This window comes from Cylindrospermum stagnale PCC 7417, assembly GCF_000317535.1.
GTDB classification, from domain to species: domain Bacteria; phylum Cyanobacteriota; class Cyanobacteriia; order Cyanobacteriales; family Nostocaceae; genus Cylindrospermum; species Cylindrospermum stagnale.
Window position 1 is genome coordinate 1,517,240 of the sequence record NC_019757.1, and the last position, 19,632, is coordinate 1,536,871.

General features: G+C 41.7%; 19 protein-coding genes and 1 tRNA gene. 11 read left to right on the forward strand and 9 right to left on the reverse strand.

Annotation, left to right across the window (positions count from 1 at the left end):
* Positions 1–43 precede the first annotated feature (43 nt).
* Entirely contained in the window at positions 44–712 is a 669-nt protein-coding gene (gene purN / locus CYLST_RS06340) for a phosphoribosylglycinamide formyltransferase (RefSeq protein ID WP_015206870.1), read from the reverse strand.
* Between the two features lie 79 nt (positions 713–791).
* Complete coding sequence (locus CYLST_RS32730; protein ID WP_015206871.1) at positions 792–1,760, reverse strand: type IV pilin-like G/H family protein; 969 nt, start codon at positions 1,758–1,760, stop codon at positions 792–794.
* Between the two features lie 86 nt (positions 1,761–1,846).
* On the opposite strand from CYLST_RS32730, the gene CYLST_RS06350 reads away from it, so the two are divergent.
* Entirely contained in the window at positions 1,847–2,734 is an 888-nt protein-coding gene (locus CYLST_RS06350; RefSeq protein ID WP_015206872.1) for a carbohydrate ABC transporter permease, read from the forward strand.
* A gap of 506 nt (positions 2,735–3,240) precedes the next feature.
* Positions 3,241–3,882, forward strand: a complete 642-nt coding sequence (locus CYLST_RS06355) for a pentapeptide repeat-containing protein (RefSeq protein ID WP_015206873.1) — start codon at positions 3,241–3,243, stop codon at positions 3,880–3,882.
* Here CYLST_RS06355 and CYLST_RS06360 read toward each other — a convergent pair whose 3' ends face one another.
* The 3 genes from CYLST_RS06360 to fraC all read right to left on the reverse strand — a co-directional run bounded on the left by CYLST_RS06360 (position 3,883) and on the right by fraC (position 6,302).
* Positions 3,883–4,662 (reverse strand): ABC transporter permease, encoded by a 780-nt coding sequence (locus CYLST_RS06360; protein ID WP_015206874.1) that lies wholly within the window; start codon positions 4,660–4,662, stop codon positions 3,883–3,885.
* A 28-nt stretch (positions 4,663–4,690) separates the two neighbouring features.
* On the reverse strand, positions 4,691–5,698 hold the full coding sequence (fraD, locus tag CYLST_RS06365) for a septal junction protein FraD (protein WP_015206875.1): 1,008 nt from the start codon (positions 5,696–5,698) through the stop codon (positions 4,691–4,693).
* Between the two features lie 64 nt (positions 5,699–5,762).
* Complete coding sequence (fraC, locus tag CYLST_RS06370; RefSeq protein WP_015206876.1) at positions 5,763–6,302, reverse strand: filament integrity protein FraC; 540 nt, start codon at positions 6,300–6,302, stop codon at positions 5,763–5,765.
* A gap of 307 nt (positions 6,303–6,609) precedes the next feature.
* On the opposite strand from fraC, the gene CYLST_RS06375 reads away from it, so the two are divergent.
* Complete coding sequence (locus CYLST_RS06375) at positions 6,610–7,746, forward strand: cob(I)yrinic acid a,c-diamide adenosyltransferase (protein WP_015206878.1); 1,137 nt, start codon at positions 6,610–6,612, stop codon at positions 7,744–7,746.
* A 57-nt stretch (positions 7,747–7,803) separates the two neighbouring features.
* On the forward strand, positions 7,804–7,935 hold the full coding sequence (locus CYLST_RS36340; protein ID WP_281172809.1) for a hypothetical protein: 132 nt from the start codon (positions 7,804–7,806) through the stop codon (positions 7,933–7,935).
* 105 nt (positions 7,936–8,040) lie between these two features.
* On the opposite strand, the gene CYLST_RS06380 is transcribed toward CYLST_RS36340, so the two are convergent.
* The 4 genes from CYLST_RS06380 to CYLST_RS06395 all read right to left on the reverse strand — a co-directional run bounded on the left by CYLST_RS06380 (position 8,041) and on the right by CYLST_RS06395 (position 9,988).
* Positions 8,041–8,298 carry a hypothetical protein gene (locus tag CYLST_RS06380; protein ID WP_015206879.1) on the reverse strand — a complete coding sequence of 86 codons (258 nt, stop codon included), beginning with the start codon at positions 8,296–8,298 and terminating at the stop codon, positions 8,041–8,043.
* Positions 8,299–8,706: 408 nt separating this feature from the next.
* Entirely contained in the window at positions 8,707–9,138 is a 432-nt protein-coding gene (locus CYLST_RS06385; RefSeq protein WP_015206880.1) for a hypothetical protein, read from the reverse strand.
* Positions 9,092–9,574, reverse strand: a complete 483-nt coding sequence (locus tag CYLST_RS06390; protein ID WP_015206881.1) for a hypothetical protein — start codon at positions 9,572–9,574, stop codon at positions 9,092–9,094. The genes CYLST_RS06385 and CYLST_RS06390 overlap by 47 nt, the downstream gene beginning before the upstream one ends.
* A 342-nt stretch (positions 9,575–9,916) precedes the next feature.
* Positions 9,917–9,988, reverse strand: a tRNA-Thr gene (locus CYLST_RS06395).
* Positions 9,989–10,100: 112 nt separating this feature from the next.
* On the opposite strand from CYLST_RS06395, the gene CYLST_RS06400 reads away from it, so the two are divergent.
* From CYLST_RS06400 to CYLST_RS06425, 7 genes are all read left to right on the forward strand, one after another.
* Entirely contained in the window at positions 10,101–10,304 is a 204-nt protein-coding gene (locus CYLST_RS06400) for a hypothetical protein (protein ID WP_041232994.1), read from the forward strand.
* A 308-nt stretch (positions 10,305–10,612) separates the two neighbouring features.
* Positions 10,613–12,793, forward strand: coding sequence for an aminodeoxychorismate synthase component I (gene pabB, locus CYLST_RS06405; protein WP_015206882.1), 2,181 nt, complete (start codon positions 10,613–10,615; stop codon positions 12,791–12,793).
* 386 nt (positions 12,794–13,179) lie between these two features.
* Positions 13,180–13,353 (forward strand): hypothetical protein, encoded by a 174-nt coding sequence (locus tag CYLST_RS34245; protein WP_157162541.1) that lies wholly within the window; start codon positions 13,180–13,182, stop codon positions 13,351–13,353.
* A 1,378-nt stretch (positions 13,354–14,731) separates the two neighbouring features.
* Positions 14,732–15,961, forward strand: coding sequence for a sedoheptulose 7-phosphate cyclase (locus CYLST_RS06410; RefSeq protein WP_015206884.1), 1,230 nt, complete (start codon positions 14,732–14,734; stop codon positions 15,959–15,961).
* A 4-nt stretch (positions 15,962–15,965) separates the two neighbouring features.
* Complete coding sequence (locus CYLST_RS06415; RefSeq protein WP_015206885.1) at positions 15,966–16,799, forward strand: O-methyltransferase; 834 nt, start codon at positions 15,966–15,968, stop codon at positions 16,797–16,799.
* A gap of 150 nt (positions 16,800–16,949) precedes the next feature.
* The gene (locus CYLST_RS06420) at positions 16,950–17,978 is read left to right on the forward strand and encodes a D-alanine--D-alanine ligase family protein (RefSeq protein WP_015206886.1); all 1,029 of its coding nucleotides are present in this window, start codon (positions 16,950–16,952) and stop codon (positions 17,976–17,978) included.
* Between the two features lie 130 nt (positions 17,979–18,108).
* Complete coding sequence (locus CYLST_RS06425) at positions 18,109–19,488, forward strand: ATP-grasp domain-containing protein (RefSeq protein ID WP_015206887.1); 1,380 nt, start codon at positions 18,109–18,111, stop codon at positions 19,486–19,488.
* Positions 19,489–19,632 lie beyond the last annotated feature (144 nt).

Sequence of the window (19,632 nt, forward strand, 5' to 3'; positions counted from 1 at the left end):
ATACAATTTTTGATGTAAAAAAAGTATATTTCTAAGGTAGTATTTATACCAAAGTTAGGCATTGTCTTTGAGCTGCTAATGCGATCGCCTGTGGCAAAATCCGATGTTCCTGAAGTTGAATTCTGGCATGGAGTGTTTCGGCTGTGTCATCCGGAAGCACTGGCACCGCCGCTTGCATCAAAATTGGTCCACTGTCCACCTCTAAACAAAGTAGATGCACAGTACAACCAGTGATTTTCACCCCAGATGCCAAGGCTTGTTCGACAGCATGGATACCCTTGAAACTAGGCAACAAGCTGGGATGGATATTGATCATCTGCTCAGGAAAAGCATCAATTAATACTTGTGTTACCAACCGCATCCAGCCAGCCATAATCACAAATTCCACATCATACTGCCGCAACGTCTGCACAATTCGTCGGTCTAAATCTTCCCGGCTTTTGTAGTCACGGTGATTCAACAAAACAGATTCTACACCCCAATTTGCAGCGCGTACCGCTGCCTTAGCCCCTGGGTTATTGTAAACTAAAACTTGAATAGAAGCATTTAGCTGCCCATCTTGGATAGCTTGAGCCACTGCCTCAAAATTGCTCCCATTCCCAGACGCCATAATTCCCAATTTCAAAGGAGCGCTTGGTGTAAATTTTTGGCTAGAGATCATCGGAGAAATTAGACTAACAGAAGCAACATCTATTGTGGAATTCTGACTCATACCAATTTGGAATTTTAGATTTTAAATGTTTGCTTGATTTGAAACCATACAGCCTATCCCAATTCAAAACCATCCACAATTAAGGTTTTAACAAAATTGAGCCTGCTGGACATTGGACTGGTTGTGATTCTTTTGTGGGAAGTTGTGGCTGAACTGGCGGTATAGTTGAGGGTTTTTCAGTTTCACAGATAGCTGAATATGTCAAGGTTTCACCATTAACTTTTCTAAAAAACACAACGCCTGTATAGCTTTTTAGTTCAGGTTTTTTAGCAGCAGCTATGTTAATTACACTTTGGCTTCCCTGGCGTGAGGGTACAACTTGATAGCGGTAAGTTTCACTCTCTGGCTTAATCCCAGCCTGTAGTTGCTTAATTGTGCTAGCGAACTTACTATATTCTAAGTAGTAAGCCTGTTGTGCACGGTTCATCAAACCAATAATTTGTTTAGCGTCAACTTCTGGCTCCTTCCTGGTTTGATCTTCTACCCCAACGGGGTCAATAACTTTGGTATTATCTGGCAATCTCGTGTTGTCGGAAACCTTTTTAAACAGCGACGCTGTTTGAGTAAAAGCTTTGGGTCTAGGTTGGCCAGAATTGGTATCATATAATTGCAACCGCAACTGATCATCAGCCGTAAACTCAAAAATCGTTAGCACTGGCTTTGGATTGTTAGAAATTGTCACATCCATGTGCATGGGTTTGGGCGCCGGGTTAATGCCATACTTAAACTCCACAGCCACCAACTTATTAAAATCAGGCAGAAGTAGAAATAATTTGCCTTCTGGTGTGAAAATCAAGGTTAAATTTGGAGCGTCTTTTGGTGGGCTTAAAGAATCTTGTCCTTCCCATTGTCCCAACAATTTCTGGCTAATCGGATTTGTTGGCTGAGGAGATGGCTGAGGAGATAGTGATGGACTCGGTAATGGTGGTGTTGTTTTTTGAGCCAACACAGTTGTGTCGAGTGTCATCAGCAGTGATATAAATACGCTAGAGTTTAGCAACTTGCTAGCAATTGAGAGTTTGCCAAAGTAAAAGAAGATTTTAGGCATTTAGTCGAGAACCACTTGATTAACAAAATCCTATCAGTACCTCTGCATAGAATAACCCTACACCGACATTCAGTAACTCATATTTTATGAAAAAATCCCGCTTTTCTCCTGTATATCTCCTGGATAATGATACAGTTGCCGCCTGGGTTTTTCTCACACCAGCATTGATTTTGCTAAGTGTATTTATCATTTGGCCAATTGCCTACTTGTTTTACCTCAGTTTCACCGCTGGTAGTTTCACCTCTACAGGCACTTATTGGATAGGCTTTAAAAATTACTGGCGCTTGCTACTCAATGCTGATTTCTGGCAAGTTATAGTTAACACCGTATATTTTACCCTTGCTACCGTCTTTCCCAGTTTAGTTATCCCCTTAGGTTTAGCAGTGCTATTAAATCGCTCCCTAGCCTTGCGGGGTATCCTGCGAAGTGCCTACTTTCTGCCTTCAATTATCTCCCTGGTAGCGGCTGGTTTGGGATTTCGCTGGCTGTTTCAAACCACTGGCCCGGTGAATGCACTTTTAAATTTGTTTGGCATTCCACCCATTTCCTGGCTGGGAGATACGACTTGGGCGATGCCGGTACTGATTTTAATGAGTATTTGGAAACAACTAGGTTTCAATATGGTTGTATTTTTGGCGGGGTTGCAAGCAATTCCTCCCAGTCGTTATGAAGCTGCGGAACTGGATGGAGCGAATGATTGGCAGCAATTTTGCTATATTACATTGCCGGGGTTGACATCTACTTTAATATTTGTCATCGTCACCACTTCTATTTTTACTTTGCGGAGTTTTGAGCAAGTTTATGTAATGACCAGCGGTGGCCCATTGAATTCTACAAATTTGCTGGTTTATTACATTTACCAAGAGGCTTTTGCCCAATTTGATTTTGGTTATGCAGCGGCAGCAGCAACGGTGCTGTTATCCGTGACTTTGGTATTAGTGTATTTGCAGTTACAAACTTGGCGCAAGGATTAAGACTCAGGTATCTTTATTGATTGTCTCATCTAAGTTCAGAAGCTAATCAATCTCCCTCAAGATAGATTTTTAGCAAAAATTTAATATTCAGTGCTACTGGAGATAGCTTTAAGTCTTGCTAAGAGAATTTGATGATTAACTGCACTTTTAGCACTGAGTTATCTACCCATAGTCATTATTTTTCCATGAGACTTGACATTTCTTTTGCCGTTATGTATTGTTCGCTGTTTATAGAAGTAATTACTCTTAGTTTATGCAACCGACATAGTATATGAGCAATAAGCTACTAATCTTGAGATTCTCTGACATTATCAATGTTTCTTGACTTATGTCAGCATAGTTTCTTTTGAAAACCACTTCAAGAGCGCTTTTGCACTTTCTTAACAATCTTTTCGGAATTTCTTGCCAATTATTGAATCAGCTTATAGACATTTGCGGTGTAATCTCAATATACAGTGAGTCTCACAATTGACCTTTGAGATAAATTAAACTCTGAGGGGAATAACATGATAAATTCTGCTGACAAACAGGAATTGATATTAAGTCAAATCACTGGTAAATGTTTGCAGCGACCAGATTTCAGTGGATATGACTTAAGTGGAATCGACCTGAAAGCGGTAGATTTAAGTGGTGTTAACTTAATGGGAGCAGATTTACGTGGTGCAAATCTCTGTGGTGCTAACCTAAATAGTGCAAATTTAGTGAATGCTAGTTTGCGTGAAGCTAATTTGTCTCAAGCTACTTTGTGCGAAGCTAATTTGATGAATGCTGACTTAACGCGAGCAAATTTGTGTGGGGCTTTCTTGTGGCAAGCTAAATTTAGTAATAGTAATCTTTGGGGCGCTTCTTTATGTGATGCAGATTTGCGAGAAGCAGACCTGAACGAAGCCAAATTAATAGAAGCATCGCTGATTGAAGCTAACTTATTGAGAGCAAATCTTGCAGGTGCAAAGCTATGTGGAGCAATATTACTAGAAGCTAATTTAACTGCCGCCAACTTAACTGGTGCAGACCTGACATGGGCAAATTTAACCGAGGCTAATTTGAGTACAGCCAACCTTTCCCAGACAAAATTGATGTATGTAAAGTTACGGCACACGATCATGCCTGACGGCACAATTGAGCAACCGCAGATCATGATTTATTAATTAAAATTCCCGTTGCGAGAAAATGAGAATCGCGATCGCTAACAACATCAGGCTGTACAGCAAGCCATAGCCAGCATTGGTAATCAGTGCAATTGGCTCAGGTAATGCTTGCAGACCATACACGGCATCATTTTTCAAATCTAATCGAGATAAATCTGGCAAGATGAGATACAACCCTTGAGTGAGTCTTTCCATGCCAGCGTTACGGCTCAGACGACCAAGTTGGACTAAATCTGGAGTAATATTCCCCATTAAGTACACAGCAAATGTTAAGGCGATCGCTAATAGAGAAGCAGTAAACACACTGAAGGTAATAGCCACAGCAGTAATTAAGGATAACTGCAAGAATAAGAAAAATATGGCAATGAGAATGCTCGATGTCGGAGCAGGAATATTGCCAAGTTGTAAAAATACCAGATATATTGCCGTCATTGCTGCAACCAATACGGCCAGCACTGCTGATAAACCCAAGTATTTACTGGTGATAAATTCACTGCGGCTAATGGGTTTAGCCATTAACACTAAAATAGTGCGTTTTTCAATTTCTTTACTAACCAGTCCTGTACCCACAAATACTGCCACAATTAAGCCGATCGCATTCATAGCCGCCATTCCAAAGTCTAAAAAGATTTTGTCTGCGGCTGTAGCTGTAAATTCTGGAATGATGCGAATAGCAAAGGTGAGTATAAACGCATAAAAACCAAGAATGTACAGGATGCGATCGCGGATCGCTTCCTGAAATACATTCTTTACCATCACAAAAATTCTGCCGGGGTTCATTGCTATTTAGTCATTGGTTATGAGTTGTTCACTGCCGTGCTGGCAGTACTTTGCGAATCGGATCACTAACTTTCCGCTCGCAGACAATTTCTGCAACTGCGCCTTTATCTGGTTTATTGGAGGCTGAGACGGGGGTAATCCGACAAGATTTTTTGAGGTAAAACCCTTGTGGCTTGGAACTCGGGCCTGTCCAAATACTGAGAATATCTAATTGATACCCAGACTTAATGTTGACTACACGCGGTTCGATACTCCATAGTTGTTTTTCAGGATATTTCGTCAGGTTTTTTTCGATTACTCTTTTACCCAGATTCCCTACCTGCTGGTCGGCATCTAGAAGCCATCTCTCAACTTCTGACCAAGGTCTAGCAACTATTTGTTCTTCTACTAATGGTTGCAGTTTATCTAGAAGCATCACGCCATTTTTTGGGGTTTTGGCTTGGTTTTCTGTTCTCGTTACAAAGGCACTACTCTGAAAATTATCTGCTAACAAACTGGGATATTGTTTTAACCAACTATCCATCACAAAGTAAAACTGAATCCAGCAACTGATCAGCATACAACTAGCAACTAAAATGATAATTTTTTGGCGGTCTGGTGGTTTCGGAATCTGAGCTTTAGATTCTGTACCAGTTCCTTCAAAAAATTCTGGTACTGCTGTAATTAGTGCAGAAATTGTCGGCCAGAGAACAATGGTTCTGGCTGTAATGATACTTTCCTGGTGTCCAAATGCAAAGACACTAACTAAGAATCCAGTTATCAGCGCTCCTACTGGCATAAAAGTGCCAGGAACCCTTAAAGGGTCGTCAGTCGTATACCAAGCTGTACCAGCCATTAAAAATAACCAACCGCAAAGTGCAATTAGGTCTTTGATCACATATGTTGCGAAAAAAGAAAGTCCCCAAGAGAAAACACTCAAATAAATAAGTGTCTGCCATGAGAAAGCCTTGGGTGGCAGCAATAGCTTTTGAATTCCTAAAAAAAGCTCTTCAACGAATTTGAAGACACCAAATACCTCTTTAAACAATGAGTCCATAAGATCACCTCTAATTTATTAGGCTATTAATCATCATTTTTCAACTCGCTCAATTAAGTCATGTCTACTTACTACCGCGAATGATTATAACCAAGCAAATTGCTGTATAGCTCAGGGAATTTGCTATTAATGTAGTTGTCACTAAATTTGCATTTTGCAATTTTAATGTGCTAGCACGATACCATCTCTGCCGCTGAGATGTTTCCGGTTCTGCTGATTGTTTTTCGGCTTCCTTTAATGAAATTAAAAGAACTTTTAGGAAGAAAAATTTTAACAAAAATGTTGCTAAAAATATGATAAAAGCTGTAAAAATCACAAAACTATATATATTAGGTGATTTAAAACGATTGAAGAAGACAAAACTAATTAATTCTGATTTTGTGCCGATTGGCAACATTGGCTCGGCCAGAAAAAATAGAGTCCAACCAGCAACGCTAGAAAATAGATTAATCGAGATGGCATAAAAAGTACTGGTTCTTTTGTCAAATTTCAGCCAGTAATGGAGAACATAGGCTTCTATGGGAATGGCAATCAGTAAAAATAAAAAGTGAAATAAAATTGTTCCAAGGGGAAAAATTCTGGGAATTGACAAATCTTCAAGCATAAAGGGTTAATGGTAAGGGTTTGTTTGCGAGAGTGTCACTGGCATGGTGCTGGTGATGGCAATTTTCGGTGGCAGCGGTGCTAGGCTGTTTGATGGAAAGCTATACAACTTAGGCCAATTTGGTGTGTTGGGGGCAATTATATCTTGGTATGCCAGTATACTCCCATTTATTCTTTTAATACATTTATTTGATTCTGTTACGGAGGTTTGGCGGCGGTGAGAATTTCAGGGTGCTATTGGTAAGGCTTTCACCCGGAGAGCGAAGTTTTGTAAAATAAAAGACTGCCACATTAGAGCTTTTCGAGAGATGACAAGGAACGGTATCGGTATTCGCACGGCGCAAGTGCGTCCTGAACGGCTCACTGGTCAAATTCACGTCTATGATGGCGCGGGGAAAGGTAAGTCCCAAGCGGCTTTAGGGGTGGTTTTGCGCTCGATTGGCTTGGGAATAAATGCACCGAGCAATTCTAACCGCGTTTTATTGCTGCGGTTTTTAAAGGGGCCAGAACGTGATTATGATGAGGATGGGGCGATCGCAGCTTTACAGCGTGGTTTCCCGCATTTAATCGATCAGGTTCGCACAGGTAGAGCAGAATTTTTTGGCAGCGAGGAAATTACCTCTTTTGACCAAACTGAAGCTTCACGGGGTTGGGATGTAGCCAAAGGTGCGATCGCCTCTGGTTTGTATTCGGTGGTTGTCTTGGATGAGATTAACCCCGTCTTGGATTTGGGTTTGCTCTCAGTTAATGAGGTGGTGCAGACGTTAAAATCTAAACCCCAGGAGTTGGAAATTATCGCCACCGGACGGGCCGCACCGCAAAAGTTGCTGGATATTGCGGATTTGCACTCAGAAATGAAACCTCAGCATCACCCGACAGCAAAAGCACTGTTAATTGAGGGAATCGAAATTTATACTGGTGCTGGTAAAGGCAAGTCTACCAGCGCCTTGGGGAAGGCATTGCAAGCTATCGGCAGGGGAATCAATCATCCCGGTTCTACCCGCGTGTTGATTATGCAATGGCTGAAAGGTGGCACTGGTTACACTGAAGATGCAGCGATCGCCGCTTTGCAGCAGTCTTATCCAGAAGTGGTGGATCATCAACGCTGTGGTCGAGATGCGATCGTCTGGCGGAATTCTCGCCAAGAATTGGACTATGTGGAAGCGGAAAGGGGTTGGGAAATTGCCAAAACGGCGATCGCTTCTGGGATCTATAAAACCATCATCCTCGATGAACTTAACCCGACTGTGGACTTGGAACTACTCCCCGTGGAACCGATTGTCCAAGCTTTACTCCGCAAACCCCGCGACACGGAAATTATTATCACCGGTCGCTGTCAAAATCAACCGGCATACTTTGACTTAGCCAGCATTCACTCTGAGGTTTATTGCCACAAACACTATGCTAATCAAGGGGTAGAACCTAAACGGGGGGTAGATTTCTAAATTAGTCGGTTGTCATTAGTCATTAGACTAGAGACTGTGGAGTTTTGACGATTGACTATGGAAAACAGCAATACACTGGACTTGATTACTGGGGGAATTGCGATCGCTATTCTAATCGGCGGGATGCTGATGATGTTCACCACTATCTTCAGCACCAAATTCAACACCAAGAAAGGGCCTAAGAATTAGAAATTGGGGATTATGGGGATATTCACCAATAAAACCTAACCGAACTCACCCAGGTTTTCTGGGTGAGCAATCAGCAAAAAATCATTCTTTGTGCTTCCCCTTTCCTTAGTTTTGTGATGGAAATCTAGCAATTAATTCCTCACGGGAGAGTTGCAATAGTAAGCGAGTAAATTCTTCTGGTGGTAATGCTAATAATGGTTCCACAATTGCAGTAAGTTCTGCATCTAATTCACCAAATCGGTTACGGAGTAAACTTTCAATAACGCGACGTGCTTCTTGTTGAATACCTTGTTGAATACCTTGTTGAATACCTCGCTGTTCTGCTTGGGCGAGTTTTTCTTGATAAAGTGGTCGCAAGCGCATAATTAACTCCCGATCTTCTGCTTCTATTGGTTGGTGTTTAAGTTCTCTTGCAGTTGATAAAATAATTCTAAAGTGATGAGGCGCAAGGGGTCATCTGGGGAAAGTGCTTCTAGTTCATCAATTAGGGATATTTGTTTTTCTATAGCTTGAATTTTAAAGCCGCATACTTTTATATAGCATCCCCTTCAGCTTTATGCTCTTTTTACAAAGGTGGATATCTACAATTTCAAAAACTGACCGAACCCCCGACTGTACACAAAATTAAGTAGCAGTTTCGGGTGATGTAGGAATGCGCCACAATTTACGCTTACTGTCAGAGTGTCTCAACTGTGGAGCAAGATTAAAGGTTCCGGCATTGTGGGTGTTTCTTGTTGGTAGCAGTGATAGAAATCACCTATCCTCGCTGTTTCATAATTCTAGAGAAGGTGGAACAACCAAAACATCTTTTTCTATAAGAAGTAACTGTTCTCTAAGTTCGCCATCACTGGGTCTTTTGGGATATTCTTCATGAGTGTAAACCCACACCAAAAAAACAGAACAAGAATCTTGATGCACAACATACATCAATCGCCCTTTGCGAGAAGCTCCCCGAAGATCAGGCATAAAAAAGCGGATTTTTCTAAAATCAAAATCCGGCTTGTAGCAACCCTTGGGAAAATTTTCACTGTCTGACTCATCAAACAAAGGTTGTTTCCGAAGGATAGTAATGTATTCGTCTATCAACGTTTCAAACAAAACTCTAGCTTGTTTGTTTTTTCTGTAATGACTCTTAACAACTTTTTCAAAGCTAAGGCTAAACTTCTCTAATGGCCTTATCTGATAAGCTTCGCAACCACTCACGCGTCTCCTCCGGCTTTACCTCTGGAATGCGTTCATGGTTTAAACGCAGTTCTTCCAAAGTATCAGATAAAACAGCCTGATAGCCAGGATCGTTTTGCTCAATACAGTCCAGAATTGTATCAACAAAAAAATCAATAGCATCAATACAAGAATCAAATGATTCTCTTTGAGACGTAAAATTTAAAAAAAGCAAATAAACTTTTGCTCTTAGAATCCCAAAAAAACCTGGAACTCCATCTGGTGGCGAAATCAGAGAGTAAGCAAAATCTCTCAGTTCGTCACGCTGCTCAGAAGAAAAATTGCTCCACTCAGCCCTGATAACCCTAGACGCTCTTTTTAAACGTGAAGCAAGCTCATCAAATTTTGAAGAAGACGCCACCTTCTTGTCCCAAACTTGATGAATTTGACCAAAATCAATTAAAACTGCGCTAGACACAGGTAATACCCCTACTTATACCTAAACCACAACACCCTAATGACAAGGTTAAACAAGAACCTTTCTACAGGATATGACTCCTCACAAAAAATATTTGGTAATTTCAGACTGAATATCTATATATTCATCGGAAATTAAGAAACTTCCTGTAATTACTATACAATCCTTTACAAAAAAATTGCAAAACAGTATTGTAAAATACAAAATTATGCTAGTACATAAGGATTTTTAGTACAAATATTCTAGTTTGCAGTTTGGCAGACAAGCGATCGCACTTTCCCGATCAAACTCCACAAGAGAAAGCGATCGCATTTATTCATCATCTCAGTACAATAAATTAAAAGCCAGCAGCGGGATTTGAACTCGCGACCTTCCGATTACAAGTCGGATGCACTACCACTGTGCTATGCTGGCGGTTTTGGTTATTGCTTTTAAGCACTAACGCATTCCTAATTTTAACATAAACAAGCTGGTTGTCAACCATTAACCATCAAGGATTTTTTCTGTTGTCATCAGATTAGCAGATGTGTCAACCGCTCCAACCGCTCTCCTACATTACAGCGATTTTCAGGTAAATAGACCACGCGGTAGGGGCACAGCATTGCTCATTGGTGTCAACTTAACGTTAAAGCCTGGTAACGGCGGTATAACAACATTTACCCAATTACCAATTAATCCAGAAGAACCCCACCCCGGTTTTGCTGGCGCAAAACCTCCCCTCCCCTCATGAGGGGAGGGGATTGAGGGGAGAGGTCAAACGGCTGTGGGGCAACGGTTAAAGCTTAAGTTGACACTCATGAGCAATGCTGTGCCCCTACGACAGATGTGTTCAAATAGATGAAAACTGCTGTAAATCTTACTCCCCTTACCCGCAACAAAAGTTTTTCCTTTCCCCTCTCCTCTTAGGAGAGGGCTAGGGAGAGGTGGGAAGGGGTTGGGGGTTAGGTCTGTGTTGCATCCCAGGGAGAACCGCTATAGTACAAAATTAGGTTGTGAACAAACATTACAAACTTTCAGAGAGAAAAGGGGAAATGTTAGGTGCGAACGCTGATTATCGATAACTACGACTCCTATACTTTTAACCTGTATCAGATAATCGCCCAAGTAAATCAAGAACTTCCCCTCGTGGTTCGTAATGATCAAGTTGACTGGAACGACTTGACGCAATTAGAATTTGACAATGTAGTGATTTCTCCCGGCCCCGGTCGTCCAGAAAAAGCTGAAGACTTCGGCATCTGTCAACAGGTAATCGAAAAAATAGATGTACCCTTGCTTGGTGTTTGTCTCGGTCATCAAGGACTAGGCTACTTTTATGGTGGAACTGTGATTCACGCACCGGAAGTGAGACACGGACGATTAAGCCATATCTACCACAATGGCGCTGATTTATTTCAGGGAATCCCCAATCCTTTCTCTGCTGTCCGCTATCACTCTTTAATTGTTGACCAAGACTTGCCAAGTTGTTTAGAAAAGGTGGCTTGGACTGAAGAAGGAATCGTCATGGGGTTGCGTCATCGACATCTGCCGCTTTGGGGTGTGCAGTTCCACCCAGAATCTATCTGTACAGAATATGGACGCAAACTTTTAGAGAACTTCCGTGAAATTACTAGGCGATTTGCTGCCAAAAAAATCAGACCAGAAACAAGAACACAATGGAAAGGATCTGGGGAAGTTTCGACTACTAGCTATTTACCTCCAGAGGAAAGCCAGGAGTTTGAAGTTTACAGTCAAAAGCTGGATATTTATCTTGATGCAGAACAGGTGTTTTGCCATCTTTTTGGGGAAGAAGCAAACACCTTTTGGCTTGACAGTAGCTTAGTAGAACCTGGTCTTTCTCGCTTCTCTTTTATGGGAGGGAGTAAGGGGCCAAACAGCTTACTGGTTGAGTATCATAACTCAAATAAAGAAATAACTGTTACTCAATCAGGCAAGGTAACACGCTGCACAGGGAGTATTTTTGAGTATCTTAAACGGGAAATCGAGCGCCGATACTGTCGGTCTGATGAGCTTCCTTTCAATTTTAACTGCGGCTTTGTTGGCTATTTCGGTTATGAGGTGAAGGCAGAGTCAGGCTTTGAGCTAGTGCATCCTCAGTCACTGCCTGATGCTAGTTTTATTTTAGGCGATCGCATAATTGTATTTGACCACCAAGAAAAAACTATCTATTTGGTGTATCTCGCCAAAAAGGGTGAAGCCACACAAGCAGAAGCTTGGTTTAATTCAATAGTGCAACAACTTCACCAACTCCAAGAGCTACCGCCGATTATCCCCCAAGGTAGCGAAACCCCTGTGACCTTTCGTTTAAGTCGTTCTCAGCAGACTTACATCGATGATATTCACAAGTGTCTGCGGGAAATCCATGAAGGGGAAAGTTACCAAATTTGCCTAACGAATAAGCTTTACACAGACACTACTCCTGATCCATTAACGTTTTACCGCACTTTACGCCGAGTTAATCCGGCACCTTACTCAGCATTTCTCCGCTTTGGTGATCTTGCTGTGGCTTGCTCATCTCCAGAACGATTTCTGCAAATTGATCGCCAAGGTTGGGTAGAAACTAAGCCAATTAAGGGTACTCTCCGGCGTGGACAGACTGTAGAAGAAGATTTTCTGCTGCGTGAAAGTTTGCTGAATAGTGAAAAAGACCGGGCTGAAAACTTGATGATTGTGGATTTGTTGCGTAATGATCTTGGACTCGTTTGTGAAGTTGGTAGCATCCATGTGCCGAAATTGATGGCTGTGGAAACTTATGCGACTGTGCATCAATTGGTGTCTACAGTTCGTGGTCGTTTGCGATCGCCGACCGTACTGCGCTCCGCGCCATCACATCTGGGAGCAACTGACTGTATTTACGTGGCCTTTCCTGGCGGTTCGATGACCGGTGCCCCCAAAATCAGAACGATGCAGATTATTCATAGGCTTGAGCAAGAAGCACGGGGAATTTACTCAGGGGCGATTGGTTTTTTGGGCTTTAATGGTACAGCAGACTTAAATATAGTCATCCGTACCGCCCTACTTACTCCCGATAAAACTTCTATTGGCATTGGGGGTGGGATTGTGGCTTTATCCGATCCTCAGGCAGAATTTGAAGAAACGATGCTCAAAGCAAAGGCTTTAATTGAGGCGATGCTCCTCACTGTCTACGGAGAATATGAGCCAAGTCAGTATCGCATTCTGATTGATGATGCAGTATCTGCTGACAGATTTGAAAAAGTATAAGCTTAAATGGCAACACCTCCCACCCAGTTAAAGACTGCGATGATTCGGCTCATAAGTGAGTTTTTTTACCTGCTCCATTACAATTTAAGATAACGGTGTTATGTCAATTGGCAATGTTTATTTTGGTTCGTGGCTGCTATTTTCTGGAAAATTGTAATGATGATCTAGGTTATAGCCGATTCAATCAGGCAAGGACGCCATTTTTGGTCAGTTAATTGAGAACCAAACTTTAGTTTATGGCGAGATTGCCAATAGTGTTTATCTAAGAGCCGCCTACCGTATGTGATTTTCCCAGTACTAATGTCTAACTGCCGAATGTTAACCCGTCAACTGCTTTATACTACTATGACTCGCGTTCAGCCGACTCATTGCCCCCCCCTGGACAGATGACGACTATCGGTACTATCGCACTACAACTGTATGAGGACAAATATGGATATCGTCCGTCGAAACAACTCGAACAAGTAGGCAAGTTTCGGTTTAAGACTGATCACTATGAGAGCGCGGCGGTTGAGTTGATTGACTCTGCGATTGATTTGGTGATGAGAAAGGGGTCATAGTCGGAGGATCTTAAAGTGCCTGGATTTACAGAATCTCAGAACTTGTGGCGAGGAGTCGGCGATCGCGCAGTGGAGAGGAGTGGGCATTTTTTTTGTGTCTTGTGCCTAATCAATAAAATTAAGAGTTTATACTTAAATGTTAATGATTATCATTACTATTAACAAGCGATTTTGAAGTCCGCGAATGCTTTTTTAGATATAGCTGCTGTATAAAATATCTATCTTTAGACATACTTTGTTAAAAATTCCTTGTTACCCAGTACACTTCGCGTGGTGGATTGACTTAAATCTATTTATGTATGTTATGATTTGTATTGTTCTAATGTTATGTTTTGTATTGTGCTTTTAAGTTACCTGCTAGTAAATTATTTGCTGGTTTAAGCTAAAATAGCTTAATTTAGAGCTAAAAAGCCAATTAAAGCAAATTTAGAAATTTTTCAACACACAACCATTCCTTAATAAAGTTAAACTTTTGTTACTATTAACTCAGATATATTTAAGTTCTGAGTTTTCAGGAGCTACTGAGGTAAGTATGTTGAATACTGAGGAGTCAGTTGACTAAACAAAAGAGGAATTTTACTGACATTCTGAGTAGAGTGCAGTGAGTCATCTTCGTTTTTAGCCATTTGCTCATTTGAGACTAATGCTAAAAAACAGCGATCTGAGGATTAATCACAAATTTAACCTCAAATTTCAGCCTGGAGATAGACAATATGAGTTGTTTACTAAGGTAGTTTACTCAAGTGGGGGTTTTGGTTTCTTCAAACGGTTGGAAAGTTGCTAGAAACAAACAAAATGGAGTTAATTAAAGTTCAGGTAAACCAACTTAAAGTCCACTGTAATTCTGAGCCAAAGACAATGTAGAGAGTTTAGCGATCTAAGGTTTGATAGTAATGCTAAAAAACAGCGAATTAAGGGTTAATTATGGTTCCAATCTCAAATTAAAGCTTGGAAATAAACGATACGAGCATTTTTCCAAGAGAGAAGCTTTACAAAATCTAACAATCGCAAAGCCACTAAAGTTGAATATAGTGGAATAAATCCGAATTAAAATGAATTTTCCTCTCATTAAAGTCAACAATCCCGAAAATCGAGTGCAAGTGTTATGGCAAGATATTGCTAGTGGGACTACTTGACTAGTTTAAAGGTTACCCTGAAAGAAAGGTTAACCCACCTACAGAATTTACTCAAATGAATGGTGTTGTTTAATAACATTGCCAGTCAGCAATAAAAACAAGCTTTTTTTATTGAAAGCTTTTTTACGGTGCCTTTAATCTCAAACGATAAAGCGCATTATTTCTTGATGACATGCATTAGGGTAAATCGGAATTATTACCGAAATCTCACAATTTTTTTAGTTGGAATAAGGACAACAGACATGAATAAAGTTCAAGCATCGTTTGAAGCTACAGAAACTGCCTTTCACGTGCAAGGTTACGAAAAAATCGATTTTAGTCTTGTCTATGTGAACGGTGCATTTGATATCAAAAACAGAGAACTTGCAGAAACCTATGCAAAATTTGGTCGCTGTTTGACTGTGATTGATGCGAATGTATATGAACATTATGGTGAGCAGATCAGGTCATATTTTAAGCACTATGACATTGAACTCACAGTATTTCCCATCATCATTACAGAGCCAGCTAAAAACCTTGCAAGCTTTGAGAAGATTGTTGACGCTTTTTCGGATTTTGGCTTAGTTCGTAAGGAACCAGTCTTAGTCGTCGGTGGTGGTCTAATTACTGATGTGGCTGGGTTTGCTTGCGCTGCTTACCGTCGCAAGAGTAACTACATTCGCGTTCCTACCACGTTGATTGGTTTAATCGATGCAGGCGTAGCGATTAAGGTAGCAGTGAATCATCGCAAGTTGAAAAATCGCTTGGGAGCATATCATGCACCTTTGAAAGTGATCCTCGATTTCTCATTTTTGAAAACCTTGCCAATGGCTCAAGTTCGTAATGGTATGGCAGAGTTGGTGAAAATCGCTGTAGTTGCTAACTCTGAAGTGTTTGAACTGCTATACGAATATGGCGAAGAACTTCTTTCCACTCACTTTGGACACGTGAATGGTACACCAGAACTTAAAGAGATTGCCCATAAACTCAACTACGAGGCTATCAAAACCATGTTGGAGTTAGAGACTCCTAACTTGCATGAAATAGACCTTGATCGCGTCATTGCCTACGGTCACACTTGGAGTCCTACCCTAGAATTAGCTCCTCACATACCCCTCTATCATGGTCATGCGGTCAATATAGATATGGCTTTGTCTGCAACCATTGCCGCACAACGGGGCTATATTCCAACTCAAGAGCGCGATCGCATTCTAGACTTGATGAGTCGGATAGGTTTATCACTCGATCATCCTCTACTAGATGGGGATTTATTGTGGTACGCTACCGAGTCTATAAGCTTGACACGAGATGGCAAACAACGCGCAGCCATGCCTCGTCCTATTGGTGAGTGCTTCTTTGTCAATGATCTGACGCGTGAAGAACTTGATGCTGCCGTAGCTGAACATAAACGTCTTTGTGCTAGATACCCTCGTGGTGGACATGGGATTGACGCCTATATTGAGAGTCAAGAAGCCAAGCTATTGGGGGTGTGAAAATATGACGAGTGTTGTAGGACAAAAAACAGCTAGACCAATAACTCCACACAGCATCTTAGTAGCCCAGCTACAGAAAACCCTCAAATTAGCACAAGAGAGTAAGATTCCCGTAGAGGTATTAGATTCTTTGCGCCAGGGAGTTCAATTAGCGGCGGGTTTAGATCCCTACTTGGATGATTACACCACCCCCGAATCGAGCGCATTAACAGCATTGGCGCAAAAAACTAGCATTGAAGACTGGAGCAAACGCTTCGGTGATGGTGAAACAGTGCGTCAACTAGAGCAGGAGATGCTCTCAGGACATCTTGAAGGACAGACATTGAAAATGTTTGTTCACATGACCAAGGCAAAGCGGATTCTAGAAGTAGGAATGTTCACAGGGTATTCAGCTTTGGCAATGGCAGAAGCATTACCAAGTGATGGGCAACTCATAGGTTGCGAAGTTGATCCCTATGTCGCTCAATTTGCTCAGGCTTGCTTTGGTGAGTCTCCTCACGGCGAGAAAATCGTTGTGGAAGTAGCACCTGCCCTAGAGACACTCCACAAGCTGGCTGCGAGAAAAGAAGTATTTGATCTGATCTTCGTCGATGCGGATAAAAAAGAGTATGTAGAGTACTTCCAGACCATCTTGGATAGTAACTTACTGGCTCCCGACGGGTTAATCTGCGTGGATAATACTTTGTTGCAGGGACAAGTTTACCTACCACCAGAACAACGCACCGCCAACGGTGAAGCGATCGCTCAGTTCAACCGTATTGTTGCCGCCGATCCTCGTGTAGAGCAAGTTCTCTTACCCATCCGAGACGGTATAACCCTGATTAGACGCGTTGTGTAATCGAGAGATGAGGAGATGACAAGAGAAGTCTAAGCCTTGGCTTAGACTTCAAAAAAATAATTTTTCGCTTGCTTCCTCATCTCCCCTCAAGCGATTTTTTGGCCACCGCAGTTGTTACATAAAATACAATAATACTTAGGAATATGAATCATGCCACTACTTCGTATCCTTCATTTAGTTGGGTCTGCATACAATGATTTTTACTGTGAGTTGTCACGCAAATACGCCCAAATCTGTCTGGTAGAGACAGCAAATCCATCGCTCTATGACTTTCTGATTGCATACATCACACCTGATCAGCAGTGGCGATTTCCTTGCTCCCTCAGTCCAGAAGATATTGCTGTCGCCAAACCCATGCCTCTGTTAGAGGCTATACAGTTTATAACAGCGCAAAACATTGACCTTATGTTGCCACAAATGTTTTGTATCCCTGGAGTGACTCACTACCGCGCACTATTCGACCTGCTGAAGATCCCTTACATAGGCAATACTCCGGATGTCATGGCAATAACGGCCCACAAAGCCAGAACCAAAGCAATTGTCGCAGCAGCAGGGGTCAAAGTGCCTTTTGGAGAACTGCTTCGCCAAGGAGACGTGCCGACAATTAAACCTCCCGCAGTCGTCAAACCCGCAACTGCCGACAACTCTTTAGGGGTGTCGTTAGTTAAAGAGGTTACTGACTATGACGTTGCCCTGAAGAAAGCATTTGAACATGCTTCGGAGGTCATCGTAGAAGAATTTATTGAACCAGGTCGAGAAGTCAGATGCGGCATCATTGTCAAAGATGGGGATCTAGTCGCTTTACCCCTTCAAGAGTATCTGGTAGACCCTCACGAGAAACCCATCCGCAGCTATACTGAGAAATTCCCAAAACCGGATGATGGCAACTTGCGTTTAACCGCTAAAGATAATGTCAAGTACTGGATTGTAGATCCTAATGACCCCATCACCCAAAAGGTTCAGCAAGAAGCGAAGAAGTGTCATTTGGCTTTGGGCTGTCGCCATTATAGTTTATTTGACTTCCGCATCGACCCAAAGGGAGAACCTTGGTTCTTAGAAGCCGGGTTGTATTGTATTTTTGCCCACAAAAGTGTGATTACCCATACGGCGAAAGCCGCGGGAATTCCTTTAAATGAGTTATTTATGACGGCGATCAATGAAGCGTTGGTCAAGATCTGATGACCGGCAAATCACCTTTTTCGCTTTCTTCTGACTTGGAATAGCACAAGGTCTTCGCTAGCGATAAGTAATAGAACTCGAATGTACATTGTTGAGTCAAATAAGTATATATCATGTCACAATTACAACTATGAAAGAGCAGATTTTGGCAATATTCCAAAACTTGGGTACTCTTGCATTACTGGCGATCGCATTTCCCTTTAACTGCACCGTCGTACTCGCATCGCTACTGTGGAATTTTTTCAGCCGATCGGATGCTAATCTTGTGGTTTTGAACGAGAATCCTCAAAATATCTTGATCGGTGGTGGCAGGATGACCAAAACCCTTCAGCTTGCGCGTTCATTTCACGCAGCAGGGCATCGAGTCATTTTATTCGATCTCAACCAATACTGGTTCAGTGGTTATCGATTTTCTAACTCTGTGGCTGGCTTTTACACAGTTCCTGACTCGCAAGAAGATTTAGAAGGCTATACTCAAGCCGTGCGTGCGATCGCCAAAAAGGAAAACATAGACTTTTTTGTCCCGGTAGGCATTTTTGCTGCCAGCTACTTTGACTCCGAGCGCAAACCAGTGTTATCAGGCTATTGTGAGAATTTCCACTTCGATGCTGATACGATGAAGATGCTGGATAACAAGTTTACGTTTGCAGAAACTGCCCGCTCACTCTCGCTATCTGTCCCGAAAACCTTCTTAATTACAGATCCCGAACAAGTTCTTAAATTCGACTTTGCCAACGAAAAGCGCAAGTACATTCTCAAAAGTATTATCTATGACTCTGTTTTACGCTTGGATTTGACCAAGTTACCAATGGATTCTCCCGAAAAAATGGCGCTTCATGTTAAAAGTAAGCCAATTAGTCAGGATAAGCCTTGGATATTACAAGAGTTTATTCCCGGAACAGAATACTGTACTCACAGTACAGTGAGAAATGGCGAATTAACGGTACACTGCTGCTGCAAATCATCTGCTTTTCAAGTCAATTACGAAAACGTCGAGTGTCCAGAAATTGAGCAGTGGGTGAGTCATTTTGTCAAAGAATTACAACTGACTGGACAAATTTCTTTTGACTTCATTCAGGCGGAAGATGGGACGATTTATGCGCTCGAGTGCAATGCCCGCACTCACTCTGCAATTACAATGTATTATAACCATCCAGGTTTAGCTGATGCCTATCTTAGTAAAGAGCCTCCATCTGCACCTCTGCAACCCCTGAGTAATAGTAAGCCTACTTATTGGCTTTATCATGAACTTTGGCGACTTAATAAAATTAGATCGTTAAAGCAGTTGCAAAAGTGGTTTACAAATATTTTGCGAGGAAAGGATGCAATCTTTGAAATTAACGACCCCCTACCGTTCTTAATGGTACATCACTGGTACATTCCTTTACTATTACTCGATAGTTTGCGCTCCTTAAGAACTTGGGTGAGGATTGATTTTTGCATCGGGAAACTCATACAGTTTGGAGAAGACATAAAATATAAAACCTCTATCTCTGCAACCCCTGAGTGATAATAAGCCTATTTATTGGCTTGCTCACGAACTTTGGAGAATTAATGAATTAAATCCTTAAAAAGGAAGCAAGGGTAGGATCGCATCTGTCTCTTTAACCTCTTCCTATGCACCAGCCACTGATTCCACTATCATGTCAAAATT